Raw genomic sequence first — 13,329 nt, 5'->3', positions numbered from 1 at the left:
CCTATTGTCGCGCGGCCGCGCGCTTGCTCGTCTGTCGGCGCTTGGCGTACGTGCTCGATCCCTTGCCGCTGCCACCCGGACGTGACTGCACCTGATAGTCGGGATGGGCTTGCACAAGGTCCTTGAGCTTGCTGTAGCCGTACGTGCGCGAGTCGAAGTCGGAGGCGAGCCTCGACAGGTTCTGGCCGACCGCGCCCAGGTTCGCCCAACCGTCGTCCCCTGCCGCGGCCTCGACCGCCTCGGCGAGAAGCCGGTCAAGCGTGTCGTCGCGCTTGAGCGTGGTCTTCGACGCTGTGGCTGCGGGCGTCTCGGACGAGGCCAGGTTCTCGACGTAGATGAAGGTGTCGCACGCGGCCACGAACGGCTTGGGCGTCTTGCGCTCACCGAATCCGTAGACCGTCAGCCCCTCCTCGCGGATGCGCGCAGCCAGGCGCGTGAAGTCGCTGTCGCTCGAGACCAGGCAGAACCCATCGACGTTGCCTGCGTGCAGCAGGTCCATCGCGTCGATGATGAGCGCGCTGTCAGTCGCGTTCTTGCCCGTGGTGTAGCTGAACTGCTGGATCGGCTGCACGGAGTGCTCGAGCAGCGTCTCCTTCCACTTGCCCAGGTGGTTCGAGGTCCAGTCGCCGTAGGCACGCCTCACACCCGCGGTTCCGTACTTCGCGATCTCGGCGAGCAGGCGCTCGAGGTGCTTGGCGCTCGCATTGTCCGCGTCGATCAGCACAGCCAGACGCGCGCCGTCAGTGATCCGAGCCATGTCTCCCCCTAGATGGAACCTGCCGCCAGCCTGCCGCACCAGGATGGCGACCGCTGAGAGCACACGCTGTCACCCCGGGTCGTCCCCCTGAAGCGTCGTGGGGATGTCGCGCGCGGTGAGTAGCACGCGGTGGACCCGCACGGCGTCGGAGTCCACGGTGTACAGCATCACGTAGGGGAATCGCGCGAGCGCCAACCCACGTAGGTCGGCGATCCCCGTCGCGGCGGCGAAGCGGGCCGAGCCGATCGCGGGTTGTCGCGCGAGGACGGTCGTCGCGGCCTCGAGCGCGTCGACGAGCTCGACTGCGAGCGCCGGCCCGGCCTCCGCGGCGTAGTGGGCCAATGCCTCCGCGATGTCGGCATCCGCCCCACGGGTGGTGACGACCCGTACGACGCTCATGCTTCGACGTCGGTGAGCCCTCGCGTGCGGTCGCGGAGCGCGTCGAAGTAGGCGGCATCGATCACTGAGCCTTCGCCGGAGGCCATGCCGTCGAGCACCAGCGTGCGAAGGTGCAGGCGCTCCTGCTCGCGACGGATGAGGTCGCGTACGAACTCGCTGCTCGTGCCGAACCCGCGCTCCGACACCTGAGACTCGACGAAATCCTTGAGCGAGTCGGGGAGCGAGACGTTCATGGTGGCCATGCGTCCACGCTACGCGGCATGGCAGGGTTTGTCATTGCTTGTGGATAGCTCGCCGATGTGCCGCCGCCTGCCACGGATGTCCGGTGCCCTTTGGCTCCCACCTCGCGCTCGCGGCAGTCGTGTGCCCCTACGAGACGAGCCGGGTGGAGCTCGTCTTGACGGTGGTGAGGTACCCGGACTTCTGGGCGATGACCTGGACCTTGATCTTCTTGCCCTTGTCGATCTTGCGCACGATGTAGGTCTTCGAGGTGGCACCCGAGATCGGCTTTCCGTCGCGGAGCCAGCGGAAGCCGAAGGTGGGCGTCGGCTTCCACGTGCCGGTCGCGGCTCTCACGGTGGCGCCCACCACCGCGCTGCCCTTCACCACCGGACGAGGGGTGCTCGCGAATACGCGCGGAATGTAGGTGCCGGCAGAGGTCTTGGTGACAGTGGCGTATCCCGACTTCGCGGCGGTGACCCGGACCTTGATGGTCTTGCCCCGGTCGGCCTCCGTGAGCGTGTAGATCTTCGATGTCGCGCCCGCGATCGTGGCGCCATCGCGAAGCCACTGGTACGAGAACGTCGGTGCGGGCGACCAGCTGCCGGTGCGTGCCGTCAGATTCTTGCCCGCGAGGGTGGTCCCCGTGACGGTCGGGCGTGACGTGGCCGTGAACGGTTCCAGGGCAGTCGGCACCGCGGCGCTGGTCTTCGTGACCCCCTGCGTCGGCAGCGTCACCGCAACGGCGATGTCGTGGCCGCTGTCGGCGGCGACGGGTGCGTAGGTGGCGCCCGTCGCGCCCGCGATCGCCTGCCCGTCGCGCAACCACTGGTAGGTGAAGGTGCCGCCCCAGCGGGGTCCCCAGAAGCCGGGCTCGGCTGACAGGAGCCCCGATGCAGGGTCGGCCGCGACCGTCGGCATGGGGCTGACGTCGTCGACCGTCACGATGGCCCACTGGGAGTAGTCCCACGCCCACCCGCCGGTGGACCGGTACTGGAGCATCGTCCACAACCCGCCGCTCGCGATGTCAACAGCCGAAGGCGTATACGCGATGGTGCACGACGCGACTGTGCCTGACGGAATCGTGTCCGGGAGCGCCATCGCCCACTCGTAGACGGACAATCCGTCGTCAGCCTCGCCGAAGCCGTCCAGCGAGAGGTCGCAATCCGTCGCTTCGGGCGGGTCGGTGGCGAAGTCGAAGGTGAACGCGATGGCGACGGTCGCGTCGGCCGGCACGGCGAGGTCCGCGCCGGTGTCGTTCCGGACCTCGTAGTCGAAGACCCATTCCTGGCCTGCAGCGAGCGACGGGTGTGCAGCTTCGTTGGACGTGATGCTGAAGGTGAGTCGCGGCTCGGGTGCCTCGTCGGCTGCGGACGCGGGCACCGCCACGCTGCAAGTGAGCGCCGCAGCGGCGAGCGTCGCTGCGATGGTGGCGGCGTGCTGGCGCGTTGCGCGCGCACGCGAGGCTGAAGCGATCATGGTCGTACCCCCTCAGTGAGCGGTGCCGCGACCATCGGCATCCGAAGCGAACATATCGGCACGAAAGGTGCGCCGCAATCGCAGGCGCGAGACCTCGGAACGCCCCGTGAGCCCGGGTGTCATCGGGCCGGGCACGCCGTGCCACTCTTGTCCCGTGCCCTACGACTCCCGCCTCGCGACCGCAGCGCCATTCCTGGTGATCGTGGGGCTGCTGTGCCAGGAGGCCGGCGCCGCCGTCGCCGTGATGGTGTTCCCGCAGGTGGGTCCCGTCGGCATGGTCGCACTCCGACTGGTGTTCTCCGCGCTGGTCCTCATCGTCGTGGCGCACCGGACGCTGCGCGGCGCCGCCCGCGGGCACTGGCGGCTGGTGCTCGGTTACGGGCTGTCGCTCGCGGCGATGAACGTCCTGTTCTATCTCGCGATCGCGCGCATCCCGCTCGGCATCGCCGTGACCATCGAGGTGCTGGGTCCGCTCACCCTCAGCGTGATCGCGAGCCGCAGCCTGCGCGGCCTGCTGTGGGCGGGGATGGCGGCCGCGGGGGTGCTCCTCCTGGGCGGCACGGCGCACGACCTCGACCTGCTGGGCGTGGCCTTCGCGGCGGGTGCCGCCGCCCTGTGGGCCGTCTACATCCTCATGGCGCGCGCCGCCGGAGCCGCGATGCCCGGGCTGACTGGGATCGCGCTTGCGATGAGCGTCGGAGCCGCCGCCACGCTGCCCGCCGCGCTCGTGACAGTGGGCACCGCCCTGCTCGACCCCGCGATCCTCGCGCTGGGCCTCGCGGTCGCGATCCTGTCCTCCGCGATCCCCTACGGCATCGAGATCACGGCGCTGCGGCACATGCGTGCGGAGACGTTCGGCATCCTCATGGCGCTCGCGCCCGCGCTCGCGGCTCTGACGGGACTGGTGCTGCTGGGTCAGGCGCTCACCGTGACGGTCGCGCTCGGCATCCTCCTGGTCACCGCGGCGGGCATCGGCGCCGTGCGCACCGCGCCCGGTCCCGGCCGCATCGAGGATCCCGAGGACGCCTCGATGCCGCCGTCGCCGGCCTGACGCGCCAGAAGCCTCAGCCCCGCTCCTCCCACCACCGCAGCACCCGGAGCGCCCGCAGCGTGTTCCACCGCGACGGCCTGCCGTCGCCGTCCTCCATCACGAACGGCACCTTGCCTCGGTGCGTGTTCTCGAGCGGCCACGTGCCGGACGAGCTCCGGCGCGCGCGCAGCATGTCGATCGCCTCGCCCGCACGTTCGTCGGGCTCCGCCCCGGACTCCCGCAGGTGCTCGAGCGCCCGCAGCACGTCGTAGTGCCAGTAGGTGGGGAAGGAGAAACGCTGGTAGGCGGGATCCACCACCTCTCCGGTGGTGCGCCGGCGCATGAGGCGCCGCTCGAGAAGGTACTCCTGCCCGTCCTCGAGCGACTCCGCGGCGGCGGGCCGCAGCGCACCGACCGCACGCCGGTGGGCGACCAGCGCCTCGAGCGCCCCGATCGTCGAGTGGAAGCTCGACCGGTTCGACCGCCAGGACGGCTCGCAGTTCCAGCCGCCGTCCCCGCGCCGGTCCGCCACCATCCGCGCGACCGGCTCGCTCATGTCCTGCCCGAAGTACGCGCCGATGCTGATCGCGGTCGACAGCGAGCATGCCTCGCTCTCGCCCTCGAGGAAGGGCTGGTCGCCGTCCTCCCACCGCACGGACGCGAACGCGCGGGCCGCGGCGTCGCGCACGTCGTGGGCGTCGGGGTCGACGCCCAGGTGGGTGAGCAGCAGCATCACGTGCGCGGTCGACGACCACGGCTGCCCGTCCGCGGCGTCGCGCCTGCCGGAGGGCCACCACGCGCCGTGGTCCCAGCTGCCGTCCTCGAGCTGCAGGGCGAGCAGCCGCGCGCCCCAGCCCTCGCGGGCGACGCGGGCGCGCTCGTCGACCACGTCGATCGGGTCCGCGTCGAGCAGGTCCCGCATGGTCTGCCAGCGGATCGCGGGGTCGCCCGCCATCAGCCAGTCGGCGACGCTCACGCGACCGCCTCCTCGGGATCCCGCGGGCGCGGCATGTCCCGCACCGCCCGCGTGCCCGCCGCGTTCGACGCGACGGTGAGCACCCGCTCGAGCGGCCCCTGGCCCGACCACCGCCGCCACGCCCACGCGCTCACGAGCAGCACCGCCTCGAGCGCGACGAGCGCGACGTTGGACGGCTCGTAGACCATCTCCGGCCCCACGAACGCGATGATGAGGAGCTGCAGCACGTACGCGGACAGCGCCATCGAGCCCACCGCCTCGACGGGGCTCAGCACCGTCCGAGCGCGCGGCGCGAGCCAGCAGCAGGCCCCGATCACCGCCACCGCGACGCCGGCGTTGTGCACCATCTCGACGGGCGTGTAGGAGTGCGCGACCATCCCGGTGACCGGCCCGTCGCCCGCGACCAGCCGCACCAGGACCGCGCCTGCGGCGGCGACTGCACCGAGCCCCACCAGCAGCGCCTGCACGCGTCCGGCACGCAACGCGAGCCGCCCCACCACGACGCCGAGCAGCACGTAACCGATCCACGCGAGCGCGGGGTAGTGGTAGCTCCACAGCTTGCCGATCACGGGCGCGTGCTCCCACCAGCCGCCCGGCAGGATCGCCGCGACCACCGCGCGCCCGAACGCGAACGCGAGCCCCGCGATCGACAGGAGCGCCCACGAGGGAAGCCGCAGCAGCGGGATCGCCATGAGCATCATCAGCCCGAGGTTCACCAGGATGATGTCGACGCCGGTCGCCAGCTGGGCGAGGAACCCTCCGAGCAGCACCAGGAGCCCGGCCCTCGCCGCCACGCGGGCGCGCGTGTGCCGCACGGCCCACGCATCGCCCCTGCCGCCGGCCCCGGCGAGCATCAGCGAGATGGTCACCCCGGTGAGCACCGCGAACAGCGCGGAGGGCCGCCCGTGCGAGGCCACCAGCCACGGCCACGGCTCACCGTCGCCGCGCGAGCCGTCCGCCCCCACGTGCGCCGCCACCATGCCGAGCACGGCCAGGCCGCGCGCGACGTCGAGCCCGACGACCCGCCCGCCCGTCACGCGGGCACCCCGGCCGCGTCGAGCACCCGCTCGCCCCACGCGTAGTGGGCGCCCAGGCATTCGTGCGCGACCTCGCCCAGGCTGTCGCCCCCGAGCCACGGGAAGGCGTCGGGAGAGCCGAGCGCCGCATCGTCCACCGTGGTGACCAGCGCGAGGACCCGCGCGTGCGACGCGGTGAGCGCCTCTCGCGCCTGGCCGTAGGAGAGGGGACGATGCGCGGCGTACAGGGCGTCGTTGAGGTCGCCGAACGTGGCCCACGAGTAACCGGCGGCGGGGTAGGCGGGCACGCGTCCGGCGGCGTCCTCGGCCAGCCAGCCCTCGAGCAGCAGGTGCCACGCGTGGAGGTGGGTGAGGACGTCCGCGACGCGTCGTCCCTTGTAGGCCTCGGTGAGGTCGGCGTCCGGGTGGGCGTCCGCGCGGGTCAGCAGGCGTGCGAGGCCCTCCTCCGCGGACGCGACGATGCGCTCGGTCACCTCTCCCATGGCGCCATCGTAGGCATGCGGTCCCCGCCCGGCGGGGCGGCGCCGAACGACTACGCTGGAGCCCATGCGTATCGCCCGTTTCACCACCGGAGCCGAGCCCCAGTACGCGATCGTCGACGGAGACCCGGGCGCCGAGGAGCTCGTGGTCCTGTCCGGCGACCCGATGTACACGCCGGGCGCCATGACCGGAGAGCGGATCAAGCTCACCGACGACGTCCGCCTGCTCGCGCCCGTGATCCCCCGTTCCAAGATCGTCTGCCTCGGCAAGAACTACGTCGAGCACGCCAAGGAGATGGGTGGCGACGTCCCCGAGATGCCGCTGCTGTTCCTCAAGCCCAACACCGCGGTGGTGGGCCCTGACGACCCGGTGGTGCTCCCGCACTACGCGGAGGACGTCCAGCTCGAGGCCGAGCTCGCGATCGTGATCTCGCGCGTGTGCAAGGACGTCAGCCCCGAGAACGCCGAGCAGTACATCTACGGCTTCACGTGCGCCAACGACGTCACCGCGCGCGACGTGCAGCGCCAGGAGAACCAGTGGTTCCGCGGCAAGGCGTTCGACACGTCGCTGCCGCTGGGACCGTGGATCGAGACCGAGCTCGCGCACGACGACGTCCACGTCTACGGCCGCATCAACGGCGAGACCGTCCAGCAGGGCCACACCGCCGACATGGTGACGGACGTCGCGACCGTGGTGTCGCTGGTGTCCGAGGTCACCACGCTGCTGCCCGGCGACATCATCCTCACCGGCACGCCCGCCGGCGTCACCACCCTGAACCACGGCGACGTGGTCGAGGTCGAGATCGAGGACCTCGGCGTCCTGCGCAACCCGGTGATCCGCCGCAGCTGAACCCGCCTCACCCAGGCAACCCCCGCATCGTCCCGTCGCAAGGAAGTATCAATGAGCAAGGTCCGTGTCCGCTTCTCCCCGTCGCCCACCGGCCTGCCCCACGTGGGCATGGTCCGCACCGCGCTGTTCAACTGGGCGTACGCGCGCCACACCGGCGGCGACATGGTGTTCCGCATCGAGGACACCGACGCCGAGCGCGACTCGCAGGAGAGCTACGAGATGCTGCTCGACGCGATGAGCTGGATGGGCATCGACTACGACGAGGGCCCCGAGATCGGCGGCCCGTACGGCCCGTACCGCCAGTCCGAGCGCCACGACCTGCACGCGCAGGTGGTCGCGAAGCTGGTCGAGGGCGGCTACGCGTACGAGTCCTTCTCGACGCCCGAGGAGATCGAGGCACGTCATCTCGCGGCCGGCCGCAACCCGAAGCTCGGCTACGACGGCTTCGACCGTGACCTCACCGAGGAGCAGAAGGCCGCGTTCCGCGCCGAGGGCCGCGAGCCCGTGCTGCGCATGCGGATGCCCGATGAGGACATCACCATCCAGGACCTCATCCGCGGCGAGGTGACGTTCCCCGCCGGCACCGTGCCGGACTACGCGATCGTGCGCGCGAACGGCGTCCCGCTGTACACGCTGGTCAACCCGGTCGACGACGCGCTCATGAAGATCACCCACGTGCTGCGCGGCGAGGACCTGCTGTCCTCCACGCCCCGCCAGGTGGTGCTGTGGCGCGCGATGGTCGAGCTCGGCATCGCGGACGCCGTGCCCGCGTACGCGCACATGCCGATGGTGCTGGGCGAAGGCACCAAGAAGCTGTCCAAGCGCGACCCCGAGTCGAACCTGTTCCACCACCGCGAGCGCGGCTTCCTGCCCGAGGGGCTCTTGAACTACCTCGCCCTGCTGGGCTGGTCGATCGCCCCCGACCGCGACGTGTTCACGGTCGAGGAGCTGATCGCGGCGTTCGACATCGCGGACGTCAACCCCAACCCCGCGCGCTTCGACCTCAAGAAGGCCGAGGCGATCAACGCCGAGCACATGCGCATGCTCCCCACTGGCGAGTTCGCGGCGCGCGTGGTGCCGTACCTGCACGCGGCCGGCCTGCTGTCCTCCGCCGATGTGCAGAGCCTCACGCCGCACGAGGAGCAGACGCTCGCCGAGGCGATCCCGCTGGTCCAGACCCGCATGACGCTGCTGGGCGAGGCGCCGGGGATGCTCGGCTTCCTGCTGATCGGCGACGACGAGGTGGTGGTCGAGGACGCCGCACGCGCCAAGCTGCCCGAGAACGCCGCATCGATTCTTGACGCTTCCATCGAGGTGCTCGAGGGGCTCGAGGACTTCTCGCCGGAGGCGCAGCAGGACGCGCTGAAGGCGAAGCTGGTCGACGAGATGGGCATCAAGCCGCGCTTCGCGTTCGGCCCGCTGCGCGTCGCCGTCACCGGCCGGCTGGTGTCGCCGCCGCTGTTCGAGTCGATGGAGATCCTCGGCAAGGACCACTCGCTCACGCGCCTGCGCAACCTGCGCGCGACGCTCTGAGGACGGCCGCATGATCCGGGGCGTCCTTTTCGACGTCGACGACACGCTCGTCGACACGCGCGGGGCGTTCCGGCATGCGCTCGCGGCCGTCGCGTCCGAGTACCTGGGCGACGTCTCCCACGAGGAGCTGCTCCGTGTGTGGCGCGAGGACGCGGGCGGCTTCTACCGGGCCCACACCAGGGGAGAGATCTCCTATCGCGAGCAGCGCCACCGCCGCGCGAACGGCCTGCACGCCGAGTTCGGCGGCCCCGAGCTGGACGACGAGGGCTACGACGCGTGGAACGCGGGCTTCGAGCGCGCCTTCCGCGCGGGCTGGGCGGCGCATGACGATGCGGGGGCCGCCCTGGACGCGTTGGACGCGGCGGGGGTCCCGTTTGGTGCGCTGTCCAACGCCGCGCACGCCTATCAGGTGGAGAAGCTCGCCGCCGCGGGGCTGTCGCGCGTGCCCATGCTCGTGGGCGTCGACACGCTCGGCTTCGGCAAGCCCGATCCTCGCGTCTACGCGCTCGCCTGCGAGCGGCTGGGCCTCGCGCCGTCCGAGGTTGCCTACGTCGGCGACGAGTTCGACGTGGACGCGCAGGCGGCGGTCGCCGCCGGGCTCGCGGTCGGGGTGTGGATCGAGCGCCCGGGCGCGCACTCGCGCGACGTCGACGGGCTGTGCGGCGACGGCGTGCCGCGGGACGGGCTGGTGCGCATCGGCTCGCTCGCTCACCTTCCCGCGGCGCTCGGGCTGTAGCGGCGCCGCCCGGCGTACGGTGAGCCCATGGTGAGGCTCGTCGCGGCGGTGGCATGCGCATCGTCCCTGCTCGCGGGCTGCTCGGGCGACGACGATCCGCCCACCGTCGCCCCGCTCGCGACCCAGGAGGCCGTGGGTGCGATCCCCGGCGCGCGGCTCGAGCTCGCGGGCACCATCCGCTACCGATCGGGCTGCCTGGTGCTCGAGCGCGGCGACGGCGAGGAGCCGTGGATCGTGTGGCCGCCCGGCGCGCAGGACTCGGGCGACGGCGGGGTGCGTGCCGACGGCGAGCGGTACGGCGCCTCCGACGAGGTGCGGGCGGTCGGCACCATCGCGGTGCTCGCGGACCTCCCGGGCGGCGCCCACGACGACACGTACTATGGCGAGCCGGGCAGCCTGTGCGACGGGGACGCGGCCGGCGTCGCGGTGCTCGACTCGATCACGCACCGCCCCGGCGGGTGAAGCAGGCGATTTGGGATCTGGCCCGGCGTCGGGTAGAGTTGTTCACCGTTCCGCTGGAACGCATTGGGCTATGGTGTAACTGGCAGCACGACGGTTTCTGGTTCCGTTAGTTGAGGTTCGAATCCTTGTAGCCCAGCTTTCATGACAGAGGGCCCGCCTTGATGGCGGGCCCTTCGTCGTTCCCGGGGACGATGCGGCGGCCGGGTCCGCCCGTCGGGTCACCAGACCGAGTCGCCCCGGATCACGGCGTCCGAGCCGCCGTCCACGAAGACCACCTGACCGCACAGGTGGGTGTTCTCCTCGCTGGTGAGCCACGTGAGCAGGTGAGCGACCACGATGGGCTCGGCGAAACCGTTGAGCGGCATGGGCACGCCCTGGCGGATCTGCTCGCGACCCTCCTCGGTCTCGAGGATCGGCGCGACCATCGGGGTGAGGATCACTCCGGGCGCCACCGCGTTGAGCGGGATGGACGCCCCCGCCCATTCCCTCGTGGGCGCGTGGCGGCGGATCCAGCGCGCGAACGCGACCTTGGTCGAGGAGTAGATGAGCTGGCCCAGCTGCGGGTCCTCGGCAAGGGTGGCGGCGCGAGCGAGGGCCCGCGGTTCGTCGCCCGCGACCATCGCGTCGACCAGGTCCTGATCGAACGGCATGAGGCTCGCCATCGAGGCCACGCCTGCGGCGCGCGGGGCCGGCGACTGCAGGAGCGACGGCCGCAGGTTCTCGAGCGTCGCCACCATGCCGAAGTAGTTGACGGCGACGGTGGCGGGGATCGGGTGGGCGAGGCCGGCGATCGCGAGCACCGCGTCGATCCCGTCGGGGGCCATCGCCGCGACCGCGTCCGCCAGGCCCGCGCGCCCGTCCACGGTGGTGAGGTCGGCGGTGACGTCGGCGTCGTGGAGGTCGACGCCGATCACGGTGTGGCCGCGGCTCCTCAGGAGGCCGGCCGTGGACTCGCCGATGCCGGACGCGGCACCGGTCACTACGTATGTTCGCGCCATTGCGAAGCTCCTCTGAACAGGGGGGACGTCTTTCACGGTAGTCCGGGACCATGCGTGGCGCGCGGTGGGATGTGGTGCCCATGCGACGGGCCCGGCGGCCGTGAGACCGCCGGGCCCGCGCATCGTCCCTACTGGACCGTCAGGGTCACCCGGTCGCCTTCCCAGCCCGCCGTCACGTGGTCGCCCTCGCGGACGCGCCCGTCGACGATCTCCTTGGCGAGCTCGTTGAGCAGCCGCGACTGGATGAGCCGCTTGAGGGGCCGGGCGCCGAACTGCGGGTCGAAGCCGTCGCGGGCGAGGGACGCCCGCAGCTCCGGCGTGACCGTGAGCGCGATGTCCTTCGCGTCCGCGAGGCGCGCGACGTTCTTCGCGAGCTCGGTCGCGACGATCCCTTCCATCGCGGCGGGGTCGATGCGGTCGAACACCACCACGTCGTCGAGCCGGTTGAGGAACTCCGGCCGGAACGCGCGCCGCAGCACCTGCTGCAGATCCGCCTCGAGGGCCGCGCGGTCGGCGCCGTCCCACGCGAGTACCAGGTCGGAGCCCAGGTTGGACGTCATCACGATGATGGTGTTGGTGAAGTTCACCGTGCGGCCGCGGCCGTCGGTGAGGCGGCCGTCGTCGAGCACCTGGAGCAGCACGTTCCATACGTCGGGGTGGGCCTTCTCCACCTCGTCGAACAGGACGATGCTGTACGGGCGCCGGCGCACGGCCTCCGTGAGCTGACCGCCCTGGTCGTATCCCACGTAGCCCGGGGGAGAGCCGATGAGTCGGCTCACCGCGTGCGACTCCATGTACTCGGACATGTCGATGCGGATCATCGCGCGCTCGTCGTCGAAGAGCTGCTCTGCGAGGGCGCGGGCGAGCTCGGTCTTGCCCACGCCGGTGGGGCCGAGGAACAGGAACGAGCCGATGGGCCGGTTCGCGTCCGCGATGCCCGCGCGGGCACGCCGGATCGCGTCGCTCACAGAGGCGATCGCACGGTGCTGGCCCACCACGCGGTCGTGGAGGCGCTCCTCGAGGTGGGAGAGCTTGCCCGACTCGTCCGTGAGGAGCTTCTCCACGGGCACGCCGGTCCAGCGCGCGACCACCGCGGCGATGTCCTCGCCGGTGACCTCCTCGCGCAGCATGCGCTCGTCCGCCGGGATGGCGTCGAGCTCGGCGCGCGCGTTTGCGATCTCCTTCTCCGCGGCCGGCATGTCGCCGTAGCGGAGGCGGCCGGCGCGCTCGAGCTCGCCGTAGCGTTCGGCCCGCTCGAGGTCGCCGCGGAGGCTCTCGAGGCGCTCGGTGGCGGTCGAGACGCGCACGATGAGGTCCTTCTCGCGCGCCCACCGCATGTTGAGCACGTCGGACTCCTCGCGCAGGCGGGCGATGTCGCGGTCGATCTCCTCGCGGCGCTGCTTGGCGTGCTCGGACTTGTCCTTGGCGACCTGGGTGCGCTCGATCTCGAGCTGCATGATGCGCCGGCGCGCGCGGTCGAGCTCGATGGGCATGGAGTCGAGCTGCATCTTGAGCGCGGACGTGGCCTCGTCGATGAGGTCGACGGCTTTGTCCGGCAGGAAGCGCTCCGTGATGTACCGGTCCGACAGGCGCGCGGACTGCACGATCGCCTCGTCGGTGATCTTCACGCCGTGGTGGACCTCGTACTTCTCCTGGAGGCCGCGCAGGATCGCGACGGTGTCCTCGATGCTGGGCTCGCCCACGTAGACGGGCTGGAAGCGGCGCTCCAGAGCGGAGTCGGTCTCGACGTGCTCGCGGTACTCGTTGAGCGTGGTGGCGCCGATCATGCGCAGCTTGCCGCGTGCGAGCATCGGCTTGAGGATGTTGCCCGCGTCCACGGAGCCCTCGGCGCGGCCGGCGCCCACGATGGTGTGGAGCTCGTCGACGAAGAGGATGATGCGGCCCTCGGACTCCTCGACCTCCTTGAGGACGGCCTTGAGCCGCTCCTCGAACTGGCCGCGGTAGGCCGCGCCGGCCACGATCGAGCTCATCGCGATCTCGATGACGCGGCGGTCCTTGAGGGAGGAGGGGACGTCGCCGGCGACGATGCGCTGGGCCAGCCCCTCGACGATGGCGGTCTTGCCGACGCCGGGCTCGCCGATGAGGACGGCGTTGTTCTTGGTGCGGCGGGTGAGCACCTGCATGACGCGACGGATCTCCTCGTCGCGTCCGATCACGGGGTCGAGCGCCCCCTGCTCGGCCAGGGCGGTGAAGTCCTGCCCGAACTGCTCCAGGGCGGTCTGCTGCTCCTCGGAGCCGGGAGCCATGGGCTGTGCGGTCATGCGAACCTCCTGCTGTCGCGTGGTGGGGCCGCTAAGTTGAGCGGCATGCACTCAACTTTACATAATGCGATCGCGGGGGGCAAGGGGTGCGC

Annotated in this window: 14 protein-coding genes and 1 tRNA gene; 6 read left to right on the top strand and 9 right to left on the bottom strand. The window is 71.3% G+C overall.

Annotated elements, in window-relative coordinates; all coding sequences use genetic code 11:
* Nucleotide 1: 1 nt before the first annotated feature.
* The 4 genes from AOM05_RS09130 to AOM05_RS09115 form a co-directional block, all read right to left on the bottom strand.
* On the bottom strand, nt 2-757 hold the full coding sequence (locus tag AOM05_RS09130) for an NYN domain-containing protein (RefSeq protein WP_062521438.1): 756 nt from the start codon (nt 755-757) through the stop codon (nt 2-4).
* Nucleotides 758-826: 69 nt separating this feature from the next.
* On the bottom strand, nt 827-1,156 hold the full coding sequence (locus AOM05_RS09125) for a type II toxin-antitoxin system RelE/ParE family toxin (RefSeq protein ID WP_082097394.1): 330 nt from the start codon (nt 1,154-1,156) through the stop codon (nt 827-829).
* Nucleotides 1,153-1,398 carry a ribbon-helix-helix domain-containing protein gene (locus AOM05_RS09120; RefSeq protein ID WP_062521436.1) on the bottom strand — a complete coding sequence of 82 codons (246 nt, stop codon included), beginning with the start codon at nt 1,396-1,398 and terminating at the stop codon, nt 1,153-1,155. Before AOM05_RS09120 ends, AOM05_RS09125 begins: the two co-directional genes overlap by 4 nt.
* A gap of 127 nt (nt 1,399-1,525) precedes the next feature.
* Nucleotides 1,526-2,854, bottom strand: coding sequence for a hypothetical protein (locus tag AOM05_RS09115; RefSeq protein ID WP_062521434.1), 1,329 nt, complete (start codon nt 2,852-2,854; stop codon nt 1,526-1,528).
* A 154-nt stretch (nt 2,855-3,008) separates the two neighbouring features.
* Between AOM05_RS09115 and AOM05_RS09110 the strand changes: the two genes are divergently transcribed.
* Nucleotides 3,009-3,905, top strand: coding sequence for an EamA family transporter (locus tag AOM05_RS09110; protein ID WP_062521433.1), 897 nt, complete (start codon nt 3,009-3,011; stop codon nt 3,903-3,905).
* A 13-nt stretch (nt 3,906-3,918) separates the two neighbouring features.
* Here the strand turns inward: AOM05_RS09110 and AOM05_RS09105 are convergent, their stop codons facing one another.
* Genes AOM05_RS09105 through AOM05_RS09095 form a run of 3 tightly spaced genes read right to left on the bottom strand, consistent with a single transcriptional unit; the run spans nt 3,919 to nt 6,379 of the window.
* Nucleotides 3,919-4,860 (bottom strand): prenyltransferase/squalene oxidase repeat-containing protein, encoded by a 942-nt coding sequence (locus AOM05_RS09105; protein WP_082097393.1) that lies wholly within the window; start codon nt 4,858-4,860, stop codon nt 3,919-3,921.
* A complete protein-coding gene (locus AOM05_RS09100) occupies nt 4,857-5,897 on the bottom strand; it encodes a heparan-alpha-glucosaminide N-acetyltransferase domain-containing protein (RefSeq protein WP_062521431.1) in 1,041 nt (346 codons plus the stop codon). Before AOM05_RS09100 ends, AOM05_RS09105 begins: the two co-directional genes overlap by 4 nt.
* Entirely contained in the window at nt 5,894-6,379 is a 486-nt protein-coding gene (locus AOM05_RS09095) for a ClbS/DfsB family four-helix bundle protein (protein WP_062521429.1), read from the bottom strand. The genes AOM05_RS09100 and AOM05_RS09095 overlap by 4 nt, the downstream gene beginning before the upstream one ends.
* 64 nt (nt 6,380-6,443) lie before the next feature.
* Here AOM05_RS09095 and AOM05_RS09090 point away from each other — a divergent pair, with 64 nt between their 5' ends.
* The 5 genes from AOM05_RS09090 (at nt 6,444) to AOM05_RS09070 (ending at nt 10,093) form a co-directional block, all read left to right on the top strand.
* Nucleotides 6,444-7,226 carry a fumarylacetoacetate hydrolase family protein gene (locus AOM05_RS09090; protein WP_062521427.1) on the top strand — a complete coding sequence of 261 codons (783 nt, stop codon included), beginning with the start codon at nt 6,444-6,446 and terminating at the stop codon, nt 7,224-7,226.
* A 51-nt stretch (nt 7,227-7,277) separates the two neighbouring features.
* Nucleotides 7,278-8,759 carry a glutamate--tRNA ligase gene (gene gltX, locus AOM05_RS09085; protein WP_062521425.1) on the top strand — a complete coding sequence of 494 codons (1,482 nt, stop codon included), beginning with the start codon at nt 7,278-7,280 and terminating at the stop codon, nt 8,757-8,759.
* Nucleotides 8,760-8,769: 10 nt separating this feature from the next.
* Nucleotides 8,770-9,495, top strand: coding sequence for an HAD family hydrolase (locus tag AOM05_RS09080; protein WP_062521423.1), 726 nt, complete (start codon nt 8,770-8,772; stop codon nt 9,493-9,495).
* A gap of 27 nt (nt 9,496-9,522) precedes the next feature.
* The gene (locus AOM05_RS09075; protein WP_062521421.1) at nt 9,523-9,957 is read left to right on the top strand and encodes a hypothetical protein; all 435 of its coding nucleotides are present in this window, start codon (nt 9,523-9,525) and stop codon (nt 9,955-9,957) included.
* A gap of 64 nt (nt 9,958-10,021) precedes the next feature.
* Nucleotides 10,022-10,093, top strand: a tRNA-Gln gene (locus tag AOM05_RS09070).
* Between the two features lie 82 nt (nt 10,094-10,175).
* On the opposite strand, the gene AOM05_RS09065 is transcribed toward AOM05_RS09070, so the two are convergent.
* Nucleotides 10,176-10,955 carry an SDR family oxidoreductase gene (locus AOM05_RS09065; RefSeq protein WP_062521420.1) on the bottom strand — a complete coding sequence of 260 codons (780 nt, stop codon included), beginning with the start codon at nt 10,953-10,955 and terminating at the stop codon, nt 10,176-10,178.
* 128 nt (nt 10,956-11,083) lie between these two features.
* Nucleotides 11,084-13,237, bottom strand: a complete 2,154-nt coding sequence (locus tag AOM05_RS09060) for an ATP-dependent Clp protease ATP-binding subunit (RefSeq protein ID WP_062521418.1) — start codon at nt 13,235-13,237, stop codon at nt 11,084-11,086.
* Between the last annotated feature and the right edge of the window lie 92 nt (nt 13,238-13,329).

This window comes from Demequina silvatica (assembly GCF_000971215.1).
Lineage (GTDB): Bacteria > Actinomycetota > Actinomycetes > Actinomycetales > Demequinaceae > Demequina > Demequina silvatica.
This window is presented reverse-complemented; position numbering and strand designations above follow the sequence as displayed.

Coding starts and splice junctions, on each gene's coding strand:
- AOM05_RS09120 (WP_062521436.1), bottom strand. CDS start 1,398: ATGGCCACCATGAACGTCTCGCTCCCCGACTCGCTCAAGGATTTCGTC.
- AOM05_RS09060 (WP_062521418.1), bottom strand. CDS start 13,237: ATGACCGCACAGCCCATGGCTCCCGGCTCCGAGGAGCAGCAGACCGCC.
- AOM05_RS09080 (WP_062521423.1), top strand. CDS start 8,770: ATGATCCGGGGCGTCCTTTTCGACGTCGACGACACGCTCGTCGACACG.
- AOM05_RS09090 (WP_062521427.1), top strand. CDS start 6,444: ATGCGTATCGCCCGTTTCACCACCGGAGCCGAGCCCCAGTACGCGATC.
- AOM05_RS09115 (WP_062521434.1), bottom strand. CDS start 2,854: ATGATCGCTTCAGCCTCGCGTGCGCGCGCAACGCGCCAGCACGCCGCC.
- AOM05_RS09125 (WP_082097394.1), bottom strand. CDS start 1,156: ATGAGCGTCGTACGGGTCGTCACCACCCGTGGGGCGGATGCCGACATC.
- gltX (WP_062521425.1), top strand. CDS start 7,278: ATGAGCAAGGTCCGTGTCCGCTTCTCCCCGTCGCCCACCGGCCTGCCC.
- AOM05_RS09065 (WP_062521420.1), bottom strand. CDS start 10,955: ATGGCGCGAACATACGTAGTGACCGGTGCCGCGTCCGGCATCGGCGAG.
- AOM05_RS09075 (WP_062521421.1), top strand. CDS start 9,523: ATGGTGAGGCTCGTCGCGGCGGTGGCATGCGCATCGTCCCTGCTCGCG.
- AOM05_RS09130 (WP_062521438.1), bottom strand. CDS start 757: ATGGCTCGGATCACTGACGGCGCGCGTCTGGCTGTGCTGATCGACGCG.
- AOM05_RS09095 (WP_062521429.1), bottom strand. CDS start 6,379: ATGGGAGAGGTGACCGAGCGCATCGTCGCGTCCGCGGAGGAGGGCCTC.